Below are 14,225 nucleotides of genomic sequence, written 5' to 3' on the forward strand. Positions count from 1 at the left end.
GGGGAACGGGCCTCGCCGCCGTGGTGCGCCGACCTGTCCACCGTGACGGTGACGGGCGAGGGGGCGCCGCCGTGCACGGGCCCCGCCGTGACGGCACCGGCCAGGAGCAGCAGGGCGCCCCAGACGAGCGCGAGGAACGCGGAGGTGGAACGGCGCGGGGCCGGACGCCGCGAACACGGCTGCATGGTCCCTCCCCGTCGCACTCCCGTGGCCAGTGACGGCCAGTGTATGCGGGCCGGGGCGGCCGGAGGAGATACACCGGCGTTTCGTGCCCCGGAGCGTGGCGGCGGCCCACCGGGCGGGGAGGGAGCGCCAACTTGGGATGCCAGCAGGCCATAAGAGTAGCGATGTCCGGATATGAGAGATTTTCCGCTTCCCGCATGTCCGCCGCCCCGCCTGTGTCACGAAACACACGGCCACACCGCCCGAACGAGACGAGATCTTCTGGCGGAACGTCAAAAAGCTTTTTCCGGCTCTCCATTCGGCATAACCACTGCTTTCCCCTCTTCACGCTCAGAAAATGATCCACAGCACAGCGTCGAACAATTCCGAGATCATTTCCGATGAATCCGAGGAACGGGAAGGACTCATCTTGATCCGGGCAATCCGTTGTGTTTCCGTGTCCCTCGCTCCGGCCCATGCAAACGGCTGGGGTTCCCTTACCGGGGCGCCGAATCCTGCCGCCCGGTGAGGGGAAATCCGCACCAGAACATCCGGCAGGAGCGGGGGAACCAGGTAAGCGCCGTGCCGCACTCAGCGGCCCGGCTAGGGGTGAAGCCATATCTGTCCGTGCTCTCGTACACGGAGATACGCGGAGAGATATGGCCGGGCCACTCCAGCCCGAATCCGACAGCTCACCTCGCAGGCGTCAGGAGAGGACAACCCCATGTTTCCTGGCCGTCGCGCCCATGATCCGAGCAGTACCCGTCGTCTGACCCGCGTCTCGCTGGCCCTCCTCGCCGGTGGTGCGGGAATCGCCGCTCCCCTGCTGACCGCGGGCGGCGCGCACGCCGCCGCCCCGGCCCAGCCGAAGGAGCAGGCACAGGTCGTCCGGACCGGCACCGCCCCGCAGGCGAAGACCGCGGAGGAGTCCGGCTCCTACACCGTCGCCGGTGGTGACACCCTCTACCGGATCGCCGTCGACCACGACGTCAAGGGCGGCTGGTCCGCCCTCTACAAGGCCAACAAGCAGACGATCGGCGGGGACGCGAACCTCATCCGTCCCGGTCAGAAGCTGACCCTGGACGTCTCGTCCGCGCCCGCCGAGCGCTCCGCCGCCCCCGAGCGGGCCGACCGCAGCTCCGCCGAGCGGTCCGGCGGTGTGCAGAAGACCAGGTCGACCAGTCTGGACGGCTGGATCAACGAGGCCCTCGCCGTCATGAAGCAGCACGGCATCCCGGGCACCTACGAGGGTATCCACCGCAACATCATCCGGGAGTCCGGCGGCAACCCCAACGCCATCAACAACTGGGACATCAACGCCCAGAACGGCACCCCGTCCATCGGCCTGCTCCAGGTGATCAAGCCGACCTTCGACGCGTACCACGTCGAGGGCACCGCCTACGACCAGCGCGACCCGGTCGCCAACATCGTCGCGGCCTGCAACTACGCGGCCAAGACCTACGGTTCGATCGACAACGTCAACGGCCCGTACTGAGCCGCCGGCCCCCGCCGAGCCGTCGGCTCGAACCGCGGCGGCCGCCCGTCACCCGGCCGGTGACGGGCGGCCGCCGTGCCGCGTTCCGTGCGGCCCTTCGCGCCCTCACTCCCCGTCGCCGCCGGCGGGGCCTTCGTCGTCGCGGCTCCCGGCGGACGTGGTGCGGTAGCGGCCGCGGAACTCCGCGAGCAGTTCGTCGGTGACCTCGGCGCCGGCGGCGACCGCCCGGTGCACGTCGCGGAAGTAGCCCTCGTAGCCCGCGGGGGTGTACAGGCAGAGCGCGCGGACCGGGGCCGGGCCCGCGTTGCGGAAGCCGTGCGGGCTGCCCCGCAGAGCGGCCAGCAGCGTCCCGGGGCCCGCGGTGACCTCGCCCTCCCCGTTGTGGAGGGTCAGTTCGCCCTCCAGGACGTAGAAGTACTCGTCGTGTCCGTGATGGACGTGCGGGCGGGCTCCGACCGTACCCGGCGGAAGAATGAACTCCTCGAACGAGAAGCGGCCTTCGGTCTGCCGGGCGGTCAGCCGGAAGAGGTGGCGGACTCCGGCCACGTCGATCAGCTCTCCGTCCCCGGGCCGGCTCAGCAGCGGCCGGGGCGGTTCGGTGTCGGTCATCGCCGCAGTCTGCCAAGAGTTCGCGGCGGGCACCACGGAATTGCCCGGCGCCGCGCGCCGCACCCCGCGAGCAGGTTCCCGCCCCGTCGGCCCGCGGTCGACCCGAACGACCGCGGGCCGACAGGGCCGCCGCGAGCCGACGGGCGACCGCGGACAGGGAGCGGGGACGGGCGGGCGCCCCCGGCCAGGGGGACGACCGGCGCGCGTCCGGCGCGGGGCGCCGGAAACTCCCCTCCCCGCCGCAGTGGTCAGAGGTAGGTTGCACCGGTCGCGCCGCCCACGTGACGTCCGTTTCGGCCCCACCGGGCCGCACAGCATTGCGGAGGAACCCGATGCACGACGGGACCCACACGACAGAGCCCGGCCAGGCCCTCTATCCGGCCGACCGCCTCGAACAGGCCCGCACGGCCACGGCACGCGCCGGGCTGGACGCGCTGCTGATCTCCCCCGGAGCCGACCTGCGGTACCTGACCGGGTACGACGCCCTGCAACTGGAGCGGCTGACCTGCCTGGTCCTGCCGGCGGACGGCCGGCCCTTCCTCGTGGTGCCGGCGCTGGAGGAGCCCGCCGCGCTGGCCTCCCCCGCGCGGGGCATGGGCCTGGAGATCGTCGCCTGGAACGAGACCGACGACCCCTACGCCCTCGTCGCGGAACGCCTGCCCGCTCCGCCGGCCCGGGTCGGCGTCGACAACCACATGTGGGCGGAGAAGACCCTGGCGTTCCACCGCGTCCTGCCCGGTGCCCGGCAGGAGCTGGCCGGGGCCGTCCTCAACGAGCTGCGCCTCCGCAAGACGCCCGCGGAGGTCGCCGCCCTGCGCCGCGCCGGAGCCGCCATCGACCGCGTGCACGCCCGCATGGGGGAATGGCTGCGGCCCGGTCGTACCGAGCGCGAGGCCGGCCGGGACATCGCCGCCGCGATCACCGCCGAGGGGCACGCCCGCGTCGACTTCGTCATCGTCGGCTCCGGGCCCCACAGCGCCAGTCCGCACCACGAGCTGTCCGACCGGGTGATCCGGCCCGGCGACCCCGTGGTGGTCGACATCGGCGGTACCACCCCCGACGGCTACTGCTCCGACTCGACCCGCGTCTACGCGGTGGGTGAGCCGCCGGTGGAGTTCCGGCGGCTCTACGACGTACTCCTGCGCGCCCAGCGGGCCCAGACCGAGGCCGTGCGACCGGGGATCACCGCGGAGGAACTGGACGCCGTCGGCCGGGACCTCATCGCGGAGGCCGGGTTCGGCGCGTATTTCATCCACCGCACCGGCCACGGCATCGGCCTGGAGAGCCACGAGGAGCCGTACATCGTCGCCGGGAACGCGCTGCCGCTGGCGCCCGGCATGGCCTTCTCCGTGGAGCCCGGCATCTATCTGCCCGACCGGTACGGCGCCCGGATCGAGGACATCGTGGTCTGCACCGAGGACGGCGGGGAGCGGCTCAACGCGACCCCGCGCGACCTGGTCGTCCTCTCCTGACCGGCGCGCCGACCGGTGCCGGCGCCGCCGCGTCCCGGTGACGGGCCGCCCGGGCGGCCCGTCAGGCGGCCGGCCGGCCGCGGCTGTCCCCGCCCCCTCCCGGCGCGTCGGCTCCCTCCTCGGGGCCGCCCGTCTCCCCCGGGCCGCCGGCCTACTCCAGGCCGGTGGCCTCGTCGATGTCGGGGATGCCCGCGCGGTCCCGCGTCTCCTCGGTCGCCAGGCCCACCGGCCCGTGCCATTCGGCCAGCAGGACGGTGGCGTCGTCGTTCAACCGGCCGCCGTGGTACTCGAGGTGGTGGCGGATCAGGCGGCGGAGCGTCTCGGGCACGGGAAGGGCGTCCGCCTGGTGGCGGAGGAGGAAGTCGATGAAGCGGCCCAGCCCGAACTCCTCGCCCGAGGGGCTGCGGGCCTCGGTGATGCCGTCGGTGTAGAGGAGGAGCCGGTCGCCGGGTTCGAGTTCCTTGCGGCAGACGTGGTCGGCCGACCCGAGGCCGGCGCCGATGGGCGGGGCCGGCGGGCATTCCAGGTGCACGACGGAGTGCCCGCGTACGACGACGGGCGGCGGGTGGCCACAGCACAGCCACTGGAGCGTCCCGGTGGTGACGTCCAGCTCGGCGAGGATTCCGGTGACGAAGCGGTTGCCGGAGAACTGCTTCAGCAGGACCCGCTCCACGGCCGCGGCCGTCGCCGTCAGGCCGGCTCCCTCACGGCGGGCGTTGCGGGCCGTGGACAGGGCGAGGTTGCCGGTCAGTCCCGCGGCGGTGTCGTGTCCCATCGCGTCGAACAGGGCGAGTTGGGCGATCCGGCCGTCGAAGGCGTAGTCGTAGACGTCGCCGCTGACCTCGTAGGCGGGCTCCATCAGCGCGCTGATCATCAGGCTCTCGGTCGCGAAGGTCCGGGACGGCATGAGGCGCCATTCCATCTCGGTCGCCACGTCCATCCGGCGGCGGCGCACCAGGCGGCTGTAGGAGTCGCTCAGTCCGCGCTTGCTGACCACCATCAGGGCCACCAGACCCGCCAGCCGTCGCATGTCCAGTTGTGCGGCGGCGTCGGCGCCCGGCGCGGTGACGCGCAGCACGCCCAGCCGGTCGGTGCCGTTCACCAGGGGGACCCACCAGTGGTCGTGGTCGGCGGGCGAGGCGGGGAGGACCTCGCCGTGCTGGAAGGCCCGCCCCGCGACGGTGCCCTCGACCCTGATCTCCTCCGGCCGCAGGCCCGCGCCGCCGGCGGGAGGGGGATGAGGGGTGAGGGGCGAGAGCAGGTCCTGTTGCAGGTCCACGAGGTAGATCACGACGTCGGTCAGCCCCACGCGCGCGGCCTGCTCGGACAGCCGCTCCGGCAGTTCCTCCAGAGGTGACAGGTGGCTCGCGCTGATGAGCGCGCCGAGCATCGCGGACCGCTCGGTCGCGCTTTCGGGGAAGTACTCCTCCGGCTCGGCACCGTCACCGAGGTCGGAGCCACTGTCGAAGGTCATGCGCGCTCCCAAGCAGAGGACCGGCATCCGGCAGCGCCGCTCGCCAGACGCGGTCCCCAGGAAGCGACCGGGCGAAACGCGAGACGGTACGGCACCGGGCCGTCCCCGGGACGCGTACGCGTACGTGCCCGCCTCCGGAGGCGGGCACGCGCTTGGGGAGGCGGTCGGCACGGAGCGGAAGGGGGCGTCACACCGCGCTACCGGTCACCAGCCACCAGCCACCAGCCACCAGCCACCAGCCACCAGCCACCAGCCACCAGCCACCAGCCACCAGCCACCAGCCGTGGAACGGGAGCGGGGTGGGGGTGGTTCCGTCATGTGGCCCGTGTTGCCGGGTGACGGCCGCGCTCCCCCGCCTCCGGCCGCGCCGTCGTCCGCGTGCGCGAGCGGGTGAGGGGGTGCCGTGGGCCGGACGCACCTGGCCGGGCCTGGCCGGACCTCGCCGGCCCCCTGCCCGACGACCGCACCGCCGTCCGGGACGGCGAGGCGGTGCGCGGTGCGCTGTGCGCGGTCTCCACCGTGTCCAGGTCGTGGGCGAGCAGGACGAGGCACAGGCCGCCGCCCTCCTCCACCAGCGCGGCGAGGAGGCCGAGGAGGCCGGGGAGGCGGCGGAGGCCGCTGCGCGTCACCGGGTCGAGGCCGGAGGTGATCTCGTCGCGGATCGGCGCCCGGGCCGGGCGAGCAGAGCGCGGGCGAGGGCTGCGCGCCGCGGCTCGCCGCCGGACAGCTCGCCGGGGCGGCGCCGTGTCACCTCCTCCGGGAGGCCGGGCCGGCCGAGGTGGCGACCGCCTCCTCCCGGGCCACCTGTTCGCCGGCGCCGCGCGACCGGACCGCTTACCGGACGGGCCGCGAACGCGAGGCGCGGGCTGGCGCACAAGACGGCGCCCGGCCGGTGCGCGGCGGTTCGATCGCCGCTACGCACCGGCCGGTGCGGCCCGGAGTGACGGTACGGGTACGGACCGGAGTGGCGGTGCGGCCGTGGGAGAGGAGGGAAGGAGACGGCCGCCTGTCGGCTGCGCGCCGTTCCCGGGGGCCGGGGAATCCTGGCTCACACCTCCAAGGCGGCCTCTATGCGCCGCAACTGGTGCCGGGCCATCGCCAGGTTCGCCTTGCCGGAGTCGAGGGCGATGTAGAGGAACAGGCCGTTCCCGCTCTTCGCTCGCAGCAGGCGGATCAGGTGGTACTGCCGGCCCAGGGTGATCAGGATGTCCTCGATCTCGTCCTGGAGGCCCAGGTGTTCCATGGTGCGCAACTTGGCGCGTACGACGTCCGTGTTGCCCGCCGCGGCGACCTCCAGGTCGAAGTCCTTGCCGCCCCCGAGCGTGCCCAGCGCCATACCGCTGGTGTAGTCGACCAGGGCGACGCCGATCGTGCCGTCGATGCTGCTCATCGCTTCCTTGAGAGAAGCCTCGGTGTTGGGCATGGTGCGTGCCGTCCTTTCGTTGTTCGGTGCGTCCACGACGCGTGGGCGCGTCGGGGTGGGGCGGGGTGGGGTGGGTCGGGCATCCGGGCTTGCCCTCGGCCGTTCGTCGCCGGTCGGGGGCGGATCGGCGCCGGGATGTCCCTCGGCGCCGAGAGACCGGATGGCGGCGAGGCGGTGCCGGGCGGCGGTGAGCGGCGCCGGGCGGTGCCCCGAGGTGCCGTCACCGGGGTGAGGGAGGAGGGAGCCTGCGGGTCGGGAGCGCCGGCCGCCGGCCGCGTTCGGTCGGTGGCCGGCCTTCACCGGACGCGGTTGGCGCGGCAGGGGGCGGCGCGGCCGTGGCCTGCCGAGCCTCGGCGGCGTGCCCGCTCCCGGCGACGAGGGCGGCGATGCGCCCCGCCGTGCGGCGCCCTTCCAGCTGGAGGCGGCCGACGTTGATGCGGTCGTCCGCGAGGAGGGTGAGCACGGCGGCGGGGCCGGCCGCGTAGGTGGCGACGTACCCGAGTTCCCCGTGAACGAGCAGTTCGCGGAAGGCTCCCCGTCCGGTGGCCTCGTTCATGCGGAAGGCCAGCCCCAGCGCGGCGGCGGTGAGGGCGGCCAGCGGCTCCGCGTCCGGCCGCCGCCCGCCGGACACCGGCCCGAGGTCCTCCGCCAGGACGAATCCGTCGACGGACGCCGCCAGGGCCCCGCCGACCTGGGGGACACGGGCCCGCAACCCGCGCAGTTCCTCGGCCACACCGGCCTCTGCCGCCATGAGCACTCTCCTCTCGGCACGCTGCCGGGTCCCGGCGCGCTGGCGGAACATGTTGATCACAGCCCCTCCAGCGCGTCGCGGAGCCGGCGCAGCAGGGCGATGTCCGGGTCGGCGAACTCCTCGGGAGGCGGCTCCCCCGGCGGGCCGGACACCCCCGAGCCGGAAGGTCCGGGGCGGACCAGTCCGGCAGCCGCCAGCCGGCGCAGGTCGACGAGGGTGTGGAAGGCGGGGCGCCCGAGCAGGCGGGCGATGTCGGTGGCGGTACGTATCCCGTCCACCAGTTCCAGCACCGCGCGCCGACGGTCCGGCACGGGTGCCCCCGGCAGCGGTGCCGTCCGCACCGGGGGCACCCCGTCGAGGCGGGTGTCGGGCCAGACGCGGTCGAGCAGGGCCCGGCGGCGTGCGGCCTCCCGTTCGGCCGCCACCGTCGTCACGCGGGGGGCGTCGGTGCTCAGCCCGTGCCGGACACCGTGCCGGAAACGTCCCGGCCCGCCGCCGGGCGCCAGGACGAAGAACACCGCGTCGAACAGCGCCAGTCGGTGGCACAGTTCGAGCAGCCCGCTCGGTAAGCGCCCGAGGGCGGAGGGCAGTTGTGCCGCCTCGGCGGACTCCGCGCGCTCATGGGCCGCGCGTCTGCCGTGTCCCCGCAGCCGTGCGGCCTCACGGGAGAGCAACGCCTCCAGCCCCGGCGCGGCAGGGCTCTCCGCATGGGCGACCCGGCCCTCGACGAGGAAGAGCGTGCCCCCCGCGCGGGTGTAGGCGCCGGTGGCCCCCTCCTCCGCGAGGCGGTGCAGCATCGAGGGAGCGCCGGACGGTGCGGGGCTCCCCGGCCCGGTGCCGTGGGAGGCGGCAGCACCGTGCGGCACGGGAGTGCCCGGCCACAGCGCGGGAGTGCCTCGCCGTGGAACCGGGGCGCCGGGTGTGCGGCCCGACGCCGCCGGGTGGTCCCAGGCGGACCGGGGCGACGGGCCGGGGACCGGCGCCTGCGCGGGGCCGCGGACCGGTCGGGGAACGGGACCGGGGGCCGGCCCACAAGCGGGACCGAGGGCCGGGCCGAGGCCGCCTCCGGGAGCGGGACCGGGGGCAGGACCAAGGGGGGAGCCCAGGGGAGGACCAAGGGCGGGGCCAGGGCCGGAAACAGAGGCGGGGCCAAGGGCGGGGAACGCGGGCATCACAGCACCAGCCGATGTGCGATCTCCGCCAGCCTGATGCGCGCCAGCGCGAGGTTTCCCTCGTCCCGGGCGAGCCACAGGTGGAGGAAGAGGGTGCTGTCGAGTACGCCCGTGACGAAACGCAGCAGGTGGTAGCTGTCGCTGTTCGTCGCGATGACGTCCTCGACAGCCGGTACGGCCACCCCGGGTGCCGCCGGCGCCCCGGTCGCCGGCGGGCCTCCAGGCGCCGGCAGCGCATCGGTGCCGGCCGGGGTATCGGCGGGCGGCGCGGCGTCGGTGGTGACACCGGTCGCGGTGAGCGGCCCCAGCGAGCGGTATTCGACGACCATCCTGGCCAGTTCGGCCGTCTCGCAGGCGGCGGTCTCGTGATCGCCGCCGGGCGCCTCCCCGGCCGCCCCGAGCGCGAGTCCGCTGATCCAGTCCACGACGGCCGCGCTGCGGGCGCCGGGCACTCGCATGGCCTCCAGCAGACATTCGTCGATTCCGGGCACGCTGCACTCCCCTCCCCGGCACGGCGCTTCCCCCACGACACCGCCCGGCCACGGACGGTGAGGCTGACGCTACGCATGTGTGTGCCCGATGGCGTGCGTTCCGGCAAATTCCCCCGGAACATGCCAAGTCAGGCCAGAAATCATCCACTCTTGTTCTGGAATTGACCGCTGAGGGAGCGAATTTGACCGAGTGGAAGGGACGTACTGATACAGCGTTGAACAGTTCGACCCCGACCGCGTGCCCGGTACCCACCCTTCCGGTATGGCGTCCCTCGGGCGACCCGGGCCCGCGCGGGCGGACGGGCCGGTAGGGGCGGACGGGTCGGTGATGGCGGACGAGCCGGTGGTGGCGGACGGGCCGGTGGGGCTCCGTCCGCCATGGCGGCACCGGACTCAGGGGATGGGTGGCGAGGCCGGGCCCTCCTGGGCCAGCAGATCGCGGGCGAACCGCTCCCACTGCGCGTACGCGTCCGGGAACGCGGACCGCTGGACGGCCTGGCAGGCGTCACCGGGCGGCATGGTCTCCCAGCCCGCGATCTGGATGAGCCCGGGGTTGCTGCCGAAGTCGGCCACACCGTAGAACGACTTCGACGAGGTGGGGACGTGGGTGATCTGCTCCGGCGTCCCCCAGCCCGTACTGGGACGCTGCTGGAAGATTCCCAGCGAGTCGTGGTCGACGGGCGTGGTGTAGTTGACGAACTTCGACTCCTGCATCGCGGTCATGAGCGCGATGACCTGTCCCTGTTCGGGAATCTGCGCGCCTTTCCCGACACCGATCACGATGCGGGCGTTGGCGAGCTGTTCCGGCCCGAGGTCGGCGGCGGTACGGAACGTCCGGCGCAGCTCACCCGCGGGCGCCTTGCGCAACCGCTTCGCGGTCGCCGCGTCGAGAGACCCGGTGGCCTTGAGGCCGTGCCGTTCCTGGAACGCCTTCAGCCCACGGCCGGCACCGTCCCCGTCGGGCGCCGTCTCCTGGCTCACCTGCTTCCTGTTCACCTGCTCCCTGCTCTCCGGTTCCCTGCTCTCCAGCTCTCTCCTCGCCTGCTTCATACCCATTCGGCCGGCCTGCTTGGTGCCCGCCTGCTCCCGGTGGGCGGGCGATGTCGCCGCCTCGGCCGCCGGGGCGGCAGTGGCCGCGACCACCAGCAGTGCGGCGGCGCCCGCAAGGGTGGCCGCAGCGGAGTGTTGACGCATGTCCTCGGTCCTCCGGTGGGGGGACGGCCCGGCCGCCGGGCCGCCGACGGAGCGGTTGCCGGACCGTGCCGGCCGGAAGGGTCGCGGCACGGCCGGCGGGTGCCGCGCCGCCCCGTCCCGGTGCGCCGCGCGGATGGCCCGGCACGGCGCGCACGGGGAGGGCACCGCAGCACCGACTTCCGCCTTGCGCCGCCCACTCTGCGTCCCGGGAGCACGACGAGGTACCTGTCGGCTGTCAGGGTCGCCGGGCCGACGAGCCGTCCGGGGTCCTGCGGCGGCATGGCGGTCGACCGATGTGCCGCCGGGCGTACGGGCGTTGGACGGATACTCCTCAGGGACACCACCGGGGTCCCACCGCCGCTTCCCTGAGGAGACAACACCACCGTGCACAGTGACATCTGGGCCACCGTCGCCCGTCTCGCCCGCCGCTTCGACGCCCACGACGAGGAGCGCGGACTCGACGCGGCCGAGCGGTGGACCCTCCAGGTGCTGAAGATCGCCGAGGAGACGGGCGAAGCCTCCCAGGCCGTCATCGGCGTACGCGGCACGAACCCCCGTAAGGGCGACAGCCACAGCTGGCAGGACGTGCACGCCGAAGTCGCGGACGTCGTCATCACCGGCATGGTCGCTCTGGCCCGTATGCGGCCCGACGACGCCGCGCGGTATCTGGAGGATCACCTCGCCGCCAAGTCCGCGCGGTTCCTCCTCGGCGCACCCGCCGGCGGCGCACCCGAAGCTCCGGAGTCATGACCGGAGTCGTAGAGGAAGAGGCCCGTCGACATGCTGAGGGCGAAGTTGCGGGGCGCGCCGGGGTGGTGGCCTCCATGGGTGCCCTGGGCGTGGCCGCGGCCGGTCCGGCGGTCCATGCCGCGCCGTCGTCGCCTCCTCCCGAGGCGATGGCCGGCGGCGGTGAGGCGCCGGCCGAGGCGACGGTGAGGCGCCGGCCGAGGCGTCCGTCCGGGTCCCCGTCGCTCTCCCACCGGAGGGGCGCGGTGACCGGGGAACTGGCAGCGGCCGGCGGTCACATGTGCGGTCAGTGGACGATCGACACGATCCGGCAGGCCGCCTCGGCGAGAGCGCGGTCGCCTTCGACGCGGGCCCGGTCGAGGGCGGCGAGCGGCCGCACGCCGCGGGTGCACAGTCGCCAGGCGGTCTCCGCGTCCAGCCGGACGGCGGCGGCGGGACGGCCGCCCTCCGGCTCCGCCAGGGACCAGCGTCGGCCGCCGGCGCCGGAAGCGTCCGCAGTCGCCGTGGCCGTCCACACCCCTCCGGCCCTGCCCTCGATCCGCATCTGGAGCTGTGTGCCGGGCGGCGCCTCGACGTCGCGCAAGGTGTGGGGCAGGGCGCGCATGAAGGTGTCCAGGACGACGGAGAGGAACCGCGGGTCGGGGTCGGTTCCCCGGCCCGTCGCGTGACGGATCTGCTGACGGTGGGTCCAGAACTCGGTGAGGTCGCGGGCGACGTCCAGCCATCTCGGGGACGGATCGACACCGGCCCAGGACACTCCGAGTGACGCGGTGTGCAGCTCGGTCCCGGCGAAGTACCGGGCCAGCTGCCCGCCGACCAGGTCCAGGGTGTCGGTCAGCGCCGCGGGGCTCACCCGCGACCAGGCGTCCACCCACTCCTGGTTGGCGCGGTGGAGGAAGCTCTCCAGCGTCTCGCCGGGGGCGGGGGCCGGCCCCTCCTCGTGGTGGTCGCGGTCCCGGGCGAGGCGTCCGTAGAAGTCGCCCAGCACATGCGCGGCGAGATCGCGCACGGTCCAGCCCGGCACCGCCTCCTCGCGCCAGTCCTGGGGGCGCAAGCCGCGCAGTGTGGTCATCAGCGCGGCCTGCTCGGGGGCGAAGAGCGGGCGGGCGTCGATCGGGGGCCCCAGCCACGGGGTGTCGGGTGCGGTCTCGGACCGGGAGTTCATGGCCGCAAGCTATCCAGCCGCACACCCGTCAGGCCACCGCTTACCTGTCGACGGCACCTGGCCGGGCCCCTCTCTCGGCCCGACCTCTTGGCATGTCCACGCATTCACGGCACCGTGAGCCGCGCACCATCCCCCCACGCTGGAGAACCCGATGAGACATCCCGCTGCCCGCACCGACGCCGCCGAAGCCGGGCAGGACATCCTCGCCCGGACCGTCGAACGGCCAGACGAGCACACCCACGAACGCACCCACGAACGCACCCACGAGCGGCCCCATGGACAGACCCACGAGCAGCCCGGCGAACGGCCCGGCGAACCGCCCACCCCACGGCCCGTCCGGCGCCCCTTCCGGCACCCCTTCCGACGGCCCGGCGGGCGAGCGGGCCGAGGGGCGGGCCGCCGGACGGGCCGATGGGCCGCAAAGGCCCCGGCCGTCATGGCCGGGGCCTTCGCCCTGGTGGTCGCGCTACCGGGCACCGCCCTCGCCGATCCGCCGCAGGCCCTGCCCGCGAACGCCACCGGAATGGAGAGGGCGTTCCAGCCCGCCTACGACTACGACACGGACGGCTGCTACGCCACGCCCGCCATCGGACCGGACGGGACGATCGCCCCGGGCCTGAAGATCGGCGGTGACGTGAACGGCAACTGCCGTGACGCCTCGGACCTGGAGAACACCAACACCTACTCCCGCACCGCCTGCGACAACGACTGGTGCGCCGTCGTCTACGCCTCCTACTTCGAGAAGGACCAGGCGGCGCTCGGCGGCGGCAGCGCCGGGCACCGGCACGACTGGGAGCACGTCGTGGTGTGGGTCCACAACGGCAGCGCCGCGTACGTCGCCACCTCCAACCACGGCGGGTTCACCGTCCACCGGAAGGACGAACTGCCCTTCGACGGCACCCACCCGAAGGTCGTCTACCACAAGGACGGCGTGAGCACCCACTGCTTCCGCGCCGCCAAGCGGGACGGAGGCGACGAGCCGCCCGAGAACCACAAGGGAGCCTGGCAGTACCCCGCGCTCGTCGGCTGGGACGGCTATCCGGCGGGACTGCGCGAGAGGCTGACCGGAGCGGACTTCGGCAGCGCCACCCTCGGCATCAAGGACGCCGCCTTCAGGGACCACCTGGCGAAGGCGAAGCCGGACGGCGTCCCCTTCGACCCCGGAGTCCGAGGAGCTGTGAGGAGCTGAGCCGAGGAGTATCGGACGCCCGGCGCCGGGCGCGCCGGGCGTCATACCGCACCGGAGCCGCGCCAACCGGACCGCGTCGCGCCGGCCGGGCCGCCCTCGCGGTGGGGCGCGCCCCGCAGAACTCCTTCCCCCGTCAAGAGCTGCTGCGGGGCGCCTGTCATGGCCGTCCGCTCACACGATGCCCGTGCGCAGGGCGTACCACGTCTTGGGGCCGACGATGCCGTCCGCCTTGAGCCCCATCTTCTTCTGGAACCACACGACGGCCTTCTTGGTCGCCGGCCCGTAGATGCCGTCACGCTGGAGGCTGCCGGGGTTGCCCCAGTACTCCACCAGCCACTGGGCCTCCTTGACGGCCTTGCCCTGGTTGCCGACGCCGATCACCGCACTCTCGCCGTAGTAGAAGCCGCAGTAGAGCCCTGAGTTGCGGATCCAGTTGCACTGCGCCTGGGCGGCGGTGGAGGCGGAGGTCGCCGGTGCGGCGCCGCGGGCGGTGGCCGCCGGGAGCGGTGCGGGCCGTGCGGTGCCCCGGTCACCGGCCGGGGCGGCCGTCAGGCCCGCGCCCTTGCACGTGCTGGAGGTGCTGATGAAGACCTCACGCGGGTGGGCCCCGTTGAACGCCCAGCCCTGGCCGGGCTTCATGCAGATCTTCGCGGCGTTGGAGAAGGACACGTAGACCACGTCGTCCTTGCGCGTGTTGTGCGCGCTGTCGGCGGTACGTCCCTGGGGGCCGAGCGTCTGCCAGTACCCGGCGTCCTTGTACTTGCTCAGAATCGTGGTGCCCTTGGTGAAGCACACGTACGGGTACGGGCACTTCGCCGTGATCCGGGCCTGCGTCCCGGCCATGGGAGCCGGGGCGGCGGCCGGGGCCGCCTCGGTCCGCG

At 73.8% G+C, this 14,225-nt stretch carries 15 protein-coding genes and 1 riboswitch; of the genes, 4 read left to right on the forward strand and 11 right to left on the reverse strand.

The features are described from left to right. On the reverse strand, positions 1–185 hold a 185-nt coding region (locus tag FM076_RS02450; RefSeq protein ID WP_173868303.1), incomplete at its 3' end, for a hypothetical protein. 507 nt (positions 186–692) lie between these two features. Then, positions 693–882, forward strand: a riboswitch (cyclic di-AMP (ydaO/yuaA leader). Between the two features lie 4 nt (positions 883–886). Between FM076_RS02450 and FM076_RS02455 the strand changes: the two genes are divergently transcribed. Then, complete coding sequence (locus tag FM076_RS02455) at positions 887–1,657, forward strand: transglycosylase SLT domain-containing protein (RefSeq protein ID WP_173868304.1); 771 nt, start codon at positions 887–889, stop codon at positions 1,655–1,657. 105 nt (positions 1,658–1,762) lie between these two features. On the opposite strand, the gene FM076_RS02460 is transcribed toward FM076_RS02455, so the two are convergent. Next, positions 1,763–2,266, reverse strand: coding sequence for a cupin domain-containing protein (locus tag FM076_RS02460; RefSeq protein WP_173868305.1), 504 nt, complete (start codon positions 2,264–2,266; stop codon positions 1,763–1,765). Positions 2,267–2,598: 332 nt separating this feature from the next. Here FM076_RS02460 and FM076_RS02465 point away from each other — a divergent pair, with 332 nt between their 5' ends. Beyond that, a complete protein-coding gene (locus FM076_RS02465) occupies positions 2,599–3,738 on the forward strand; it encodes a M24 family metallopeptidase (RefSeq protein WP_173868306.1) in 1,140 nt (379 codons plus the stop codon). Positions 3,739–3,889: 151 nt separating this feature from the next. Here the strand turns inward: FM076_RS02465 and FM076_RS02470 are convergent, their stop codons facing one another. The 7 genes from FM076_RS02470 to FM076_RS02500 all read right to left on the reverse strand — a co-directional run bounded on the left by FM076_RS02470 (position 3,890) and on the right by FM076_RS02500 (position 10,243). Then, on the reverse strand, positions 3,890–5,212 hold the full coding sequence (locus FM076_RS02470) for a PP2C family protein-serine/threonine phosphatase (RefSeq protein ID WP_243274272.1): 1,323 nt from the start codon (positions 5,210–5,212) through the stop codon (positions 3,890–3,892). A 314-nt stretch (positions 5,213–5,526) separates the two neighbouring features. Next, positions 5,527–5,841, reverse strand: coding sequence for a hypothetical protein (locus tag FM076_RS34875; RefSeq protein ID WP_173868307.1), 315 nt, complete (start codon positions 5,839–5,841; stop codon positions 5,527–5,529). A gap of 419 nt (positions 5,842–6,260) precedes the next feature. After that, positions 6,261–6,635 carry a hypothetical protein gene (locus FM076_RS02480; protein ID WP_173868308.1) on the reverse strand — a complete coding sequence of 125 codons (375 nt, stop codon included), beginning with the start codon at positions 6,633–6,635 and terminating at the stop codon, positions 6,261–6,263. Positions 6,636–6,855: 220 nt separating this feature from the next. Then, positions 6,856–7,386 (reverse strand): roadblock/LC7 domain-containing protein, encoded by a 531-nt coding sequence (locus FM076_RS02485; RefSeq protein ID WP_173868309.1) that lies wholly within the window; start codon positions 7,384–7,386, stop codon positions 6,856–6,858. A 56-nt stretch (positions 7,387–7,442) separates the two neighbouring features. Further along, positions 7,443–8,183, reverse strand: coding sequence for a transcriptional regulator (locus FM076_RS02490; protein ID WP_173868310.1), 741 nt, complete (start codon positions 8,181–8,183; stop codon positions 7,443–7,445). 374 nt (positions 8,184–8,557) lie between these two features. Beyond that, the gene (locus tag FM076_RS02495; RefSeq protein WP_173868311.1) at positions 8,558–9,049 is read right to left on the reverse strand and encodes a hypothetical protein; all 492 of its coding nucleotides are present in this window, start codon (positions 9,047–9,049) and stop codon (positions 8,558–8,560) included. Between the two features lie 393 nt (positions 9,050–9,442). Beyond that, positions 9,443–10,243, reverse strand: a complete 801-nt coding sequence (locus FM076_RS02500) for a peptidoglycan-binding domain-containing protein (protein WP_243274273.1) — start codon at positions 10,241–10,243, stop codon at positions 9,443–9,445. Between the two features lie 384 nt (positions 10,244–10,627). Here FM076_RS02500 and FM076_RS02505 point away from each other — a divergent pair, with 384 nt between their 5' ends. Then, positions 10,628–10,993, forward strand: coding sequence for a hypothetical protein (locus FM076_RS02505; RefSeq protein ID WP_173868312.1), 366 nt, complete (start codon positions 10,628–10,630; stop codon positions 10,991–10,993). Positions 10,994–11,276: 283 nt separating this feature from the next. On the opposite strand, the gene FM076_RS02510 is transcribed toward FM076_RS02505, so the two are convergent. Further along, the gene (locus tag FM076_RS02510) at positions 11,277–12,155 is read right to left on the reverse strand and encodes a maleylpyruvate isomerase family mycothiol-dependent enzyme (RefSeq protein ID WP_173868313.1); all 879 of its coding nucleotides are present in this window, start codon (positions 12,153–12,155) and stop codon (positions 11,277–11,279) included. A gap of 436 nt (positions 12,156–12,591) precedes the next feature. Between FM076_RS02510 and FM076_RS02515 the strand changes: the two genes are divergently transcribed. Next, on the forward strand, positions 12,592–13,344 hold the full coding sequence (locus tag FM076_RS02515) for an NPP1 family protein (RefSeq protein WP_173874461.1): 753 nt from the start codon (positions 12,592–12,594) through the stop codon (positions 13,342–13,344). A 171-nt stretch (positions 13,345–13,515) separates the two neighbouring features. On the opposite strand, the gene FM076_RS02520 is transcribed toward FM076_RS02515, so the two are convergent. Continuing rightward, positions 13,516–14,225: peptidoglycan-binding domain-containing protein (locus tag FM076_RS02520; protein ID WP_173868314.1), on the reverse strand; the 710-nt coding region annotated here is incomplete at its 5' end.

It is taken from the genome of Streptomyces albus subsp. chlorinus (assembly GCF_013302895.1).
In the GTDB taxonomy this organism is placed as follows: domain Bacteria; phylum Actinomycetota; class Actinomycetes; order Streptomycetales; family Streptomycetaceae; genus Streptomyces; species Streptomyces chlorinus.